Here is a 10,756-nt window from a genome sequence, read left to right as displayed (position 1 = left end):
TGGCAAGGAACCCTCTGAATATGCGCGGACCGTTGCGCGGGCTTACTGGCTATCGCTCCATGCAGAAGGCTTAAGCCCTGAAGACTGTGCCGACGAGGACGCCTCCTATTGGCCCTGAAACCCATCACCGGCCACCATAGGATATGGGCGCCGATTATCTAGCCTGACATCGCCGACGAGATCCGAATGGCACGTAATCTGTCCGAAAGCGTACAGGAACCAGACAGGTCCTCGGTTGTTATTTCGTAGGGACCGCACGAGAGAGTCCTGCGCTCGCAAGCCTCTCAACATCGCCCGCCCCCGCGCGGTCTCGTCCTTTTCCTCTTTCGCTCAAATGCCCCGTTTCCAATTTCTGATCTCGAATTCATGCGCGATGAAGACGGCGACGTCCATGCCGTCACGAGCTGGACGAAGGACGAATTGAAGAAAATGCCCGAGCACCACGACTGACTGCTTGCTTATGCCCAGCAGGAATCCGCAGAGCCTCGTCCGAGGCACCGAATGTCCCCAGGCACCGAATAATGAGAAAGGGCGCTCTACGACATCATGTCGGAGCGCCCTAAAGGCTGTGCCGGCCCGGGTTGCACTGATGGACGACGGCAGCAGCACCCCAATGACTGGATTCGGAGGAGATTGCAACGTGGGCAGCTTGCCGCCGTCGCTCCCGTATGCGCTGGGCCCCTCGTCCGGTTTGCAAACTCGGCTTGAAGTTCGACCTCCTTCTTCCTGTCCCGCCGCACGCTTCTTCCGTCCAAGAAGGGCGGCATGCCGTTTTGGCAGGACCGTCTGTTCATCACGCTTGCCCAGAACGCAAGCAAATCCGACGGACTACTTCGGGCTGCCGTCGGCCTGCAGACAACCATCTAACGGCGCAGCATGGCGCCGCTCTTTGGGCAGATGAACGCCAACTGGGCGTCGCGCGCCTCTGCCGGTCACAAGACAAATCGGAATCTGTATCGCCGTCAGTCAGATCACGGAACCGCCACCTCGCCGGAGCGTTTCTTGCTCACACCGGACCCTGCCAGCATCCCGCTGGCACTCCCGAACTGGAGGTATTCATGAAAACGCTGATCATCTCCATGGGCCTGTTGGCTGCAACCGTCTTTTCGGCCTTTGCAGCGGAACCGGCCAAAATGGTCGACACGAAGATGGGTAAGATCCTGGCAGACGCCAAAGGGATGACACTCTATACGTTCGACAAGGACGCCATGGGCAAATCAAACTGCGACGAGGCCTGCCTGAAGAAATGGCCGGCCTTCCACGCCGCCGCCAAGGCCAAGGCCGAAGGCGAATGGTCACTCGTCAAGGCGGCCGACGGCAAGGAGATGTGGGCTTACGCAGGAAAGCCGCTTTACACCTTCGCCGGAGACAAGAAGCCTGGCGATATGACCGGCGATGGCGTCGGCGGAGTTTGGCATGTCGCCAAGTAGCCCGGCGCACTGGAGCCTTTCAGGGCTGAATTGAAAGGCTCCAAACGGGGGATAAGGGCGATGATCTATCCGATGTCCGCCGCAAGCGCGGTGACCTCGCCTCGACGATCGTTGGACGAAAGGAACGCTCGCGCGGGAAGGAGGGCGTTCGAAGAGACATCGACATTCACCGTAGCGGACGCCGCCCCTACGCAAGGGCAGGTAGACAAAGCCGGCGATATCGAGCCGATCGAGTATGCGGCTCTCAGCCGCGGGATCCGGGTGCCACCGCCAACCCTACACAAGTTTCGAGATCATCCCGAGCATCAGCAAGGAGGCGGAATTTCTTCAAAACCGATGGCGGCGTTCCTGTTCCGGATGCCGGTCTACCACGAGGATATATTTTCTGGCCCACCGATCGGCAAGGAAACCGTAAACCTGGAGCCCTCTCCGCTGTGGCGCTGCAACTCCCACCCTTTCCTCGTTGCTAGGACGGCACCGACCTGTGAAAGACTCGTGCAAGCCGCTCGGCAAATCGGCGGGGATCTACCGGCCGATCGCCATCCAGAATACGCGCCTGGTCCAGCAATAAGAACGCGGCGTCCTCCTGGTACGGGGCGTCATCCTCCACGCTCGCAATCGCTTTGATCAAGGGGTGCAGCAAATTGATCTCCAGGATCGGCTTGGCCGCATCTTGAAGGTGACCCGCGTTTCGCAGGATTTTTTCCATTTGCCTGTCATAGCCCTCTTCGGGCGCAACGAGGCAGACCGCACTCTCCGTCAGACGGTCGGAGGCGCGGACATCGGCAACCTGGCCGGCAAGTTTCTCCTTGGCGAATGCAATGAAGGTCGCCGCGCTGTCGTTATCCCCCACCTGCGTTGTGTGGCCATCAAGCTTTGCAAACTGTGCCAGATCCGCAGCACCCTGCGTGATGGACTTGAACGCCTTGCCTTCATAGTCTGGAGCATTCATCGTCCAGAAGCTGTCGATTGAGTCCGTTAAAAGCAGCACTTCGATTCCGCGCGCCCGGAACCCTTCAAGCTGTGGTGATGCCCTGAGCTGATCGAGGCTGCCGCCCGCCAGATAGTAGACGGCGTTCTGGCCTTCCTTGGCAACTTTCACATAGTCGGCAAGTGAACGATAGCCGTCGTCCGATGCAGACGTTCGAAACCGAGCAAGCGCCAAGAGCTGAGCGCGTCGCTCGAAATCTTCGTAGATGCCCTCCTTGAGGACCGGTCCAAAGTTCTCCCAGAACTTGAGGAAGGCCTCGGCGTCACTTTCGGCCAGTTTCTCTATCGCGGTGATGATCCTGCTGGTGATGCCTTTGCGGATCGCCGTCAGAATCGGGCTGTCCTGGATCATCTCGCGAGAAACGTTAAGCGGGAGATCGGCGGTATCGACCAACCCACGAACAAAGCGCAGGTATCTCGGCAGCAGATCTGCATCATCAGTGATGAACACCCGCTTGACGTAAAGCTTCATCCTGCCTTTGCGTTCGGGATCGAACATATCGAAAGGCTGCGTTCCGGGTATGAACGCCAAAGCCGTATATTCCTGCCGGCCTTCAGCACGGAAATGTACGGTCAGCGCTGGTTCATCGTACTGCCCGGAGACGCTACGGTAAAAGTCTGTATACTCGTCCTTGCTGACATCGCTCTTCGACTTCGTCCATAGTGCGGTGCCGTCCGTTATCTGGACTGGCTCCTTGCCCGGTTTCTCGACAAGGCGTATCGCAACTGGCACGTGGCCGGATTGTTCCTTGACGATACGCTCGACGGTCCAGCGGGACGTATATTGCTTAGCGTCCTCCATCAGATGCAAGACAATACGTGTTCCCCGGGATGGAGCTACAGTGAGGGTGGTTCCAGGGCTGACGCTGTAACTTCCCTTGCCGTCTGAAGTCCATGTCCAGGCTTCCTGCGTTCCGGCTCGACGAGAGATCACATCGACACGCTCCGCGACCATGAAACAGGAATAGAAGCCGACGCCGAACTGCCCGATCAGTTGAGCACCTTCAGCGGCTTTGTTCGCTTCAATTCGCTCCATGAACGCACGGGTCCCCGATCTCGCGATCGTTCCCAGCGCCTCGATCATTTCGTCGCGGCTCATGCCGACGCCATTGTCCTCGACGACAAGCAGCCGGTTCTCTTCATCCAGCGTCAGCGTGATCCGGTTTTCGGCATCAGCCCCAAGGAGTGACGGTGTCTCGATCGCCTCATATCGAAGTTTCTCGCAGGCATCGGCCGCATTCGAAATCAGCTCACGCAGAAACACATCCCTATCCGAATAAACGGAGTGGACCATCATGTGCAGAAGGCGGGCAACGTCGGCCTCAAAGACGTGGCTTTCCGCGGTCTGTTCTGCAGTCTTTGTCATGTGCTCGGATTCTCCAGTAAAGCGAATTAGCGCCGATCAAATGGCGAAACAGGTTTGAAAAATCAAGATGGGATCAGCCCTGATCGTGGTGGAAACACGAGCCAGCCAATCCTTGCAACGTCTCTTGGCGAACCGCCTGGCGAATGCGGGCTCCAGAAGGCGTCTAGCGCCTTTCACTTGTCCAAGATCGCATTCTCCAACGCATCCCTTAGAAAAAGTTTCGATCTCCGGCCCTCTGAGATAGACATCACAGATCCAGTAGCGCGTATTGCGCTTACCTGGAGTTGCATCATGAAAATGGCGCCGCAGCAGCGGATCTATGTCTGCTTTTTTCTTTTCACTGTGTCGCTGGGGGCGCTGCTGTCGAGGATGCGGATTTGCAGGTTGCACTTGGCGTCAACAAGTCGGAGCTTGGGTTGACGTTGATAGGGGCGGCGATGGGCGCCTTGATTTCGCTGACTTTATCTTCCCCTTGATCGCCCAGCGCGGATAACGGCATTCATTACTGTTCTCGGCGCGTCTGCACTGCTGTCGCTGGTGCCATGGATCGGTGCGGCGCCGGTCGTGTTCTGTGTGCTCTTCGTCGAGGGGCTGCTGGCCGGGGCGGTGGAGGCGTTGGTGCGGCTGCTGATCTGACTGCAACGGAGACGGCCCGGAACTTTTCTCGCAACCACTCGTCCGATGGCAGGATGCCTTCTCGGAACCATCTGGCCCCGCCAAAGTTGGTACCTCCGGAAGGCGGAGAGCTCAGGAACTACATGTGCGTGACGAAGGCCCACACCAGCTCGGGCAACCATCTCTAGCGGAAATTTTTGGCTCTAACCGTTCTCGCTCAGTCACCTCATAGAAGCCCGATCCTCGCGTCGGGATAGTTGTTTGGAGGCGCGAATGCGAGCAGTCACGATGGCCTTCAGCGCTGCATTCTTGGCGAGCATGTATTTTCGAAGCTATTTCAGTATAGTCGGCCCGTCTCTCGCCCGCGATCTCATGCTCGACCCTGCAGAGTTTGGATGGCTGGTCTCAGCATTCTTCGCATCGTTTGGAGTGCTTCAGGTTCCCGTCGGGATTGCCTTCGACCGATGGGGAGTGCGTTGGCCGACGACCCTGATGATGATCGTCGGCGCCGCGGGGTCTGCGCTTCTCGCCTGCGCGCACGGCTTTGGATCAGCAGCGATCGGCCAAACCGCTATCGGAATAGGATGCGCACCGATCTTCATGGGGGTCCTGTACTTCCTCGGAAGCGCGCTTCCTCCCGACCGCGCTGGTAATAGCGCCGCAATCGTAAGTTCGGTAGGCTCATTCGGAGCACTTCTTTCCGCGTCACCCCTATCCTGGTTTACGGCAACGTTCGGCTGGCGTTCTGCTTGCTGGTCCGCCGCAGGCGTGATGCTCGCCTGCGCGGTGGCGATCGCGTTGACGGTTGGAGAGGCTACGTCAAGGGGTCCTCGACCAGTCGCCAAGCGTAAAAATATGCGGTGGCCGATGCTGATGTCCTATATTCTGCCCATCTGCTTTACGCTGTCGCTTGGAGGAACGTTTCGCAACGCGTGGGCGGGCCCCTATGTCACCGGCGTCTTTGGCCAGAACGGAAATATAGGCTTGATTCTGTCGGCGGTCAGCCTGTTCGGCATAGCGACTTCCTTCCTGCTGCCACTGATGCTCTTGCTGATCTCGGCCCGCGTCTTGATACTCGCGAGCTTCGCCTGCGGCGCCATCTGCGCGACGCTCATCGCGATCGCACCCGACTTTAGCCTGGTGCTTGCGACTGCAGCGCTGGCCTTCCTTTACGCCATCGGAAATGTCCACCCTCTCGTTATGACTGAAGCCCAAACGCTCATTCCGGATCACATGCGGGGCGTCGGCCTCGGAGCGCTCAATACGCTGGTGTTTCTGGGTGTATCCGCCTCGTCATCGGCTTTTGGCGAAATAGCCAACATGTCCCTCCCCCCTGTCGTGTCCTACCAATTTATTTTCGCACTGACAGCTATAGCTCTCACAGGAGCTTTGTTTGCTTATGTCATGTTCCGGCCGCCGACTGTCGGAAGGACTTCAGAAGAGACGGCAAGTAAGCCGACACTAGAGTAGCACCTGCGACCTGTGTCGACGCTTGGTTGTCCTAGCTCTGACGGTCAGCGCCCGATCCGACCGGCTGGGCCGGGTTGCAAGGGAGGAGGCGCGATATTTGGCGCCATCGGGATCGTTCCAGAACATCACCGGCATCGAAGGGAAGGCCTGGGTGCAGACGGGTGGCAGACCGTCCCGAACACTCGGTTTCTGAGACGGTAGCTCGTCACACCGTTAATGGGCGGGAGGCACCTTGTTGAACATGTACCGCGCGATCTTCCACTCGCCGCCGTCCTTTCTGAATATGAACAGCTCACGATTCTCTTCGGTATGGGATTGATCGGCCTGTAATACGGTTACCCGCACCTGCGAATGCGATCTTGCGAACGCGAAATCTCCGGTGAAGATTATCTCGTCGATGTCGATTTTGGGTTCGAGCTTTATCAAACTGAAGCCGTGATCGAAGAAAGCCCTAAGCTGCTCCGCCCCTTCCACCGTTGGAGCGTCAGCTCCGATCAGCACCGCATCAGAGGTGAACAACGAAACCACCCCCTCGGCTTTCGACTGGTTCAGTGCGGCGATATATTTTTCAATGAGTTGCTCGATTTGGATTTTGTCTGTGTGGCTCTGTGACATGCGGTTTTCCTTACATTTTATTTTCTGATCTGTACGAGTGCAAGAGATAGACCGCCACAGCTGGGTGGATTAGATCGTACATTCCGATTATATTATCCGGGCAGCCGGATAGTGAGTGGGAGGGGCCTGTGGACTTGAATGGCGCGAAGATTTTTGTTCGGGTCGCACAGCTGGGTAGCTTCACGAAAGCCGCGCTGGAACTGGACCTCCCCAATTCGACTGTCAGCGATAAGGTCTCCGACCTCGAAAAAGCACTTGGAGTGAACCTTCTCGTGCGGACGACAAGAAAACTCCGTCTCACGGACGCTGGAAGCATATTTTTCGAGAAAGCGGAGCAGGCTGTGGCTGCGCTGGCGAGCGCCGGCGCACAAGCCTCGTCGTTTCAGCAGCACCCGTCGGGCAGCCTGAAAATCACAGCGCCCGTCGACTTCGACTACGCGTCGATCTGCGATGCGGTGATAGAGTACACGAAGAAGTTCCCCGACGTGAAAGTCGAAATGCTCTTGACGGATCGCCTGGTGGACCTGGTCGGCGAAGGGGTCGATATCGCCATTAGGGCTAGTCCGCTCAAAGACGCAGGGTTTACGGCAAAGCGATTGGGTGAAGCTGGACTGATCCTGGTTGCGGCTCCCCAATACGTGGAGCAGTCACACGCGGTTAGCCGGCCAGGCGAACTGAAAACTCATCAATGTCTTGTCATTTTGCCCGAGCAGGATACCAACCGTTTGACCACCTGGAATCTGGTTTCCGCCGACGGCGAAAAAGCCAGGATTGTTCCACAAGCCCGTATCTCCTCAAACTCCGTCGGTGCGATCAAGCATCTCGCCTTGACCGGCGAAGGAATTGCCCTCATGCCGCCAACTTTGGTTCATGGCGACATTTCGAAAAAACGGTTGGTGCACGTACTTCCCGAGTGGTCAACGGCCCCGTGGCCGAGCTATCTTGTATACGCGTCTCAGAGGAATTCCTCTCCGAAGGTCAAGGAAATGATCCCGCTGCTCGAGCCCCATATCCGAAATATCATATGGTAATCAACGGGATCTCAAACGGGCCTTGCGACACGGCGACTAGCGGATCGTGTAGAAGGCCTGCAACAATAGGGCACGCAACAGCTTCTCCGGCGGGGATCGACGGGCGGCCGATCGCTGAATAAATCGCCTCGACATCCGGCGATAGAACCTCCAACGCCTCGTCTACAATCGCGCGGATTGCCCGCAGCGGATGGTTTGTCGGAACGCGTGCTTCGCAGCTCACATAAGAAAACAGACCCGCAGTCTGGATATCACTGCCGCGCATGTCGTGCTCCTGCCGACCAATCACTGAGGCAGGGAATCACGGCAATCCGCTCGCAGCAAGGGCCTTTTTCCGCAGCCTGTTAAAGCTATGGCGCAAAACACCGTTGTAGCCAACTGCGATATGGAAGCCGCATAGCCGCTGTTCCGTGCACTATCGAAATATCGATGAAAATGTGCCCCGTATCCTGGGAGCGAATGACGCCGTTTCAACCTTATACTTTATCTAGGATCGTCGCGCCAATGAGCTTCGTAAACACCTCTTCTGCCTCCAAAGCGGAGCAAGACCCGCGACTCATGGCATTTGTCAGCGCGTCTCCTGACGCAACCAACGCCAAGCTTGCGAGGGCGAGTGTGTCCGGCCCCAGGTTGGAGTGAGGCTTCAAAACCTCCACGAACATCTCGTTCACCGCGTCGACTAACTCTTGATACACAGCCGCCTTTTCTTCGCTTCCAGCAAGTGCCGCTCCAACAGCATGAAATTCGTCACCTTGGTCGGCCCCGCAGGCCAAGTAGGTTTTTGCCAAAGCCGACACGGTCTCGTTTGCCGTTCGGTTCCCCTGAGCCATTAGCGCGCGAAAGGCGGAAATGCGTTCGGTGTCTATCCATCGATAGAGCTCAATCAACAGACCCGTTCTAGTCTCGAAATGCTCGTAAGTCACAGGTTTGGAAACGCCCGCACGCACTGCCAAGTGGCCTAGTGTCAGCCGATCAGCACCTTCCTCCCGAACGATCAGGCGCGCCGTCTCGAGGAGCTGCTGACGCCGTTCGGGCTTCGAAAGTCGGCCTGTAGTCCTGTTGTCGACAGCGACTTTTGGCTTTTCCACTTGCATACCTACTTTTAGTAACCTACTATGTGTAGGAACCAGTAAAACATAGGTATCGCAATGTTACAAGCTTCTGGAAGTCTGCAAGAGCCAATACTGATTATTGGCGGGGCCGGTGAGGTCGGGCGATGGACCACACGCTTCTTGCGTGACCAACATTCCGACGTACCAATCCTCATTTGCGGTCGGGACGAACAACGCGCGATACGAGCAGCGGCAGCTGTCAACGGCGCGTCTGCGATGGTGGTGGACCTCACTGCCTCTGACTTGGGGCTAGGCGAGCAACGTGTCTCGGCGGTCGCGACGCTGTTTACCGATCAGACGGGGGCAGCTCTCCGCTGGGCCCAGCAAATGGGCGTTGGGCACGTCAACATCTCACCAAGCATCAGCGAGCTGGGCCTGGAAACTGCGACATTCATGCACAAATCTGCCGCCGCACCTGTCGTCCTCGGTACAGAGTGGCTCGTTGGTGCGACAAGCGTGCCTTCACTCTTGTTCGCCCAAGAATTTGGACGCCTGGAAAACATTCACATCGAGGCGGTGCTCGACGAACAGGATGCGTTCGGGCCTGCAGCAAATGCAGACCTTGAGCGCCAGATGCAAGCGGGTACTGCCGCTCTTATGAGAAAGGCTGGTACATGGCGGTGGTGCCGTGGGGACGAAACCAGGTCCAAGGTTCGCGCAATCGACGGGGCCGAGTTGGATGCGAACGTGTTTTCGCCAAACGATGTCTTGTTGTTGGCAAACGCAACTGGCGCACCTGATATTCGGTTCGACCTGGCTATTGGAATGAGTTCCGCCCGCCGGAATGGCGGACCGGTGTCGACTGAAATCATTATCAATCTTTTCGGCCTGGATCACGCCGGGCAGCAACTTCGGAAACGCCACGCGATCGTTCACCGCGGTGGGCAGATGCCGCTAACGGGTCTGGGCGTCGCGCTCGTTCTTGAACGCCTGGCTGGTCTCGCAGGTGATACGCCTCGACCGGGCCTCTACTTCCCGGCCCAGCTCATCGAACACTCCACATACTTTGAGCGGCTTCGCGCCTCAGGTGGTGAAGTCATTGAATTGGAGCCGATCCAACACGCGCCGCAAGTCTCAGATCAAGCATAACCTGGAGCAAAAAATGAGTCCCCCTAATGAAGTATCAGCCGGCGCGGATCATCCCGTACACCATTCGCAAATTGAGGCCAACGGTGCCTCTTTCCATGTCGTTGAACAAGGCCGTGGTCCAGTCGTGCTGTTCTTGCACGGCTTTCCGGACACTGTGGAAACGTGGCGTCGCCAGATGCAAGTTGTCGCAGAAAACGGGTACCGCGCGATCGCGCTCGACATGAGGGGTTTTGGCGACAGCTATTCCCCGGACGATCCAGCACTTTATAGCGGAGCCTATATTGTTGGCGACCTGATTGGCATCCTTGATGCATTGCAGGTGCCTACCGCAACGATCGTATCGCATGATTGGGGCGCCGACCACGGACAACGGGCAATGGTCATGCGACCAGATCGTTTCAACGGGATCATAACGCTCAGCATCCCGTTCCTGCCGCGTGGGGAGTTGAGTACATGGGACTTGCTACGTAGTCGCGGTCTCGGCGATCTCTATTATGCTTTCGACATGATGAAGCCGGAGACGGATGACCGAATCCGTGATGCCAGCAAGTCTATTTCCAGTGCACTTTATTGGCTCTCGGGCGAGCCCGCCGAAGGAACCGGCTGGGACCCCATCGACGCAAAGCGGAATATGTTTCGACCTGCCCCCGACGTGCTGCCGAGCTGGGCCGAGCCAGCCTATGTGAAGCACAACATCGAAACGTTCCAGCGAACGGGATTCAGAGGCGGTCTGAACCAGTACCGTGGGGTGCAGGCGACGTTTGAGCAACTCGCGGCCTACAAGGATGTGCTTATCAAGCAGCCATCGCTTTATATTTGGGGCGATGCAGACGGGCTATGTCGGCTGTTCCATCCAGTTCCACCAACTGTTGAAGAGATGCGGGAGACAGCGCCCGGACTCGTCGATGTCATACGGCTCGAAGGTGTAGGTCACTGGCCTCATCATGAGGCCCGCGACCGCGTGAATGCCGAAATTATCAGATTCCTGAACGGCCTCAACGCCACCGTTTCAGTATCTGTCTAACCGATCAAGGAACA

The 10,756-nt window shown here is 57.4% G+C and carries 8 protein-coding genes and 4 pseudogenes; 8 read left to right on the top strand and 4 right to left on the bottom strand.

Annotated elements, in window-relative coordinates; translation table 11 throughout:
- Positions 1 to 345 precede the first annotated feature (345 nt).
- The 3 genes and pseudogenes from RLEG4DRAFT_RS42485 to RLEG4DRAFT_RS08990 form a co-directional block, all read left to right on the top strand.
- A pseudogene (locus RLEG4DRAFT_RS42485) lies at positions 346 to 450 on the top strand (PRC-barrel domain containing protein); the annotation flags it as partial.
- A 261-nt stretch (positions 451 to 711) separates the two neighbouring features.
- Positions 712 to 901, top strand: a pseudogene (locus RLEG4DRAFT_RS59890) (KUP/HAK/KT family potassium transporter); the annotation flags it as partial.
- 157 nt (positions 902 to 1,058) lie between these two features.
- A complete protein-coding gene (locus tag RLEG4DRAFT_RS08990) occupies positions 1,059 to 1,430 on the top strand; it encodes a COG4315 family predicted lipoprotein (RefSeq protein ID WP_003577096.1) in 372 nt (123 codons plus the stop codon).
- Between the two features lie 466 nt (positions 1,431 to 1,896).
- On the opposite strand, the gene htpG is transcribed toward RLEG4DRAFT_RS08990, so the two are convergent.
- The gene (gene htpG / locus RLEG4DRAFT_RS08985; RefSeq protein ID WP_003577092.1) at positions 1,897 to 3,786 is read right to left on the bottom strand and encodes a molecular chaperone HtpG; all 1,890 of its coding nucleotides are present in this window, start codon (positions 3,784 to 3,786) and stop codon (positions 1,897 to 1,899) included.
- Positions 3,787 to 4,077: 291 nt separating this feature from the next.
- Between htpG and RLEG4DRAFT_RS39705 the strand changes: the two are divergent.
- Together RLEG4DRAFT_RS39705 and RLEG4DRAFT_RS08980 are read left to right on the top strand one after the other, a co-directional pair.
- Positions 4,078 to 4,398, top strand: a pseudogene (locus RLEG4DRAFT_RS39705) (MFS transporter); the annotation flags it as partial.
- Between the two features lie 276 nt (positions 4,399 to 4,674).
- Positions 4,675 to 5,871, top strand: coding sequence for an MFS transporter (locus RLEG4DRAFT_RS08980; RefSeq protein WP_003577091.1), 1,197 nt, complete (start codon positions 4,675 to 4,677; stop codon positions 5,869 to 5,871).
- Between the two features lie 213 nt (positions 5,872 to 6,084).
- On the opposite strand, the gene RLEG4DRAFT_RS08975 is transcribed toward RLEG4DRAFT_RS08980, so the two are convergent.
- A complete protein-coding gene (locus RLEG4DRAFT_RS08975) occupies positions 6,085 to 6,486 on the bottom strand; it encodes a YybH family protein (RefSeq protein WP_003577089.1) in 402 nt (133 codons plus the stop codon).
- Between the two features lie 128 nt (positions 6,487 to 6,614).
- Here RLEG4DRAFT_RS08975 and RLEG4DRAFT_RS08970 point away from each other — a divergent pair, with 128 nt between their 5' ends.
- Positions 6,615 to 7,517, top strand: coding sequence for a LysR family transcriptional regulator (locus RLEG4DRAFT_RS08970; protein ID WP_003577087.1), 903 nt, complete (start codon positions 6,615 to 6,617; stop codon positions 7,515 to 7,517).
- A gap of 39 nt (positions 7,518 to 7,556) precedes the next feature.
- Here RLEG4DRAFT_RS08970 and RLEG4DRAFT_RS08965 read toward each other — a convergent pair.
- Positions 7,557 to 7,782, bottom strand: a pseudogene (locus RLEG4DRAFT_RS08965) (transposase); the annotation flags it as partial.
- Between the two features lie 211 nt (positions 7,783 to 7,993).
- On the bottom strand, positions 7,994 to 8,611 hold the full coding sequence (locus RLEG4DRAFT_RS08960; protein ID WP_085061887.1) for a TetR/AcrR family transcriptional regulator: 618 nt from the start codon (positions 8,609 to 8,611) through the stop codon (positions 7,994 to 7,996).
- A gap of 234 nt (positions 8,612 to 8,845) precedes the next feature.
- Between RLEG4DRAFT_RS08960 and RLEG4DRAFT_RS08955 the strand changes: the two genes are divergently transcribed.
- Together RLEG4DRAFT_RS08955 and RLEG4DRAFT_RS08950 are read left to right on the top strand one after the other, a co-directional pair.
- A complete protein-coding gene (locus RLEG4DRAFT_RS08955; RefSeq protein ID WP_245277942.1) occupies positions 8,846 to 9,718 on the top strand; it encodes an NAD(P)-dependent oxidoreductase in 873 nt (290 codons plus the stop codon).
- Between the two features lie 13 nt (positions 9,719 to 9,731).
- Complete coding sequence (locus tag RLEG4DRAFT_RS08950; RefSeq protein WP_003577079.1) at positions 9,732 to 10,742, top strand: alpha/beta fold hydrolase; 1,011 nt, start codon at positions 9,732 to 9,734, stop codon at positions 10,740 to 10,742.
- Positions 10,743 to 10,756 lie beyond the last annotated feature (14 nt).

Source organism: Rhizobium leguminosarum bv. trifolii WSM2297 (assembly GCF_000271845.1).
This window is presented reverse-complemented; position numbering and strand designations above follow the sequence as displayed.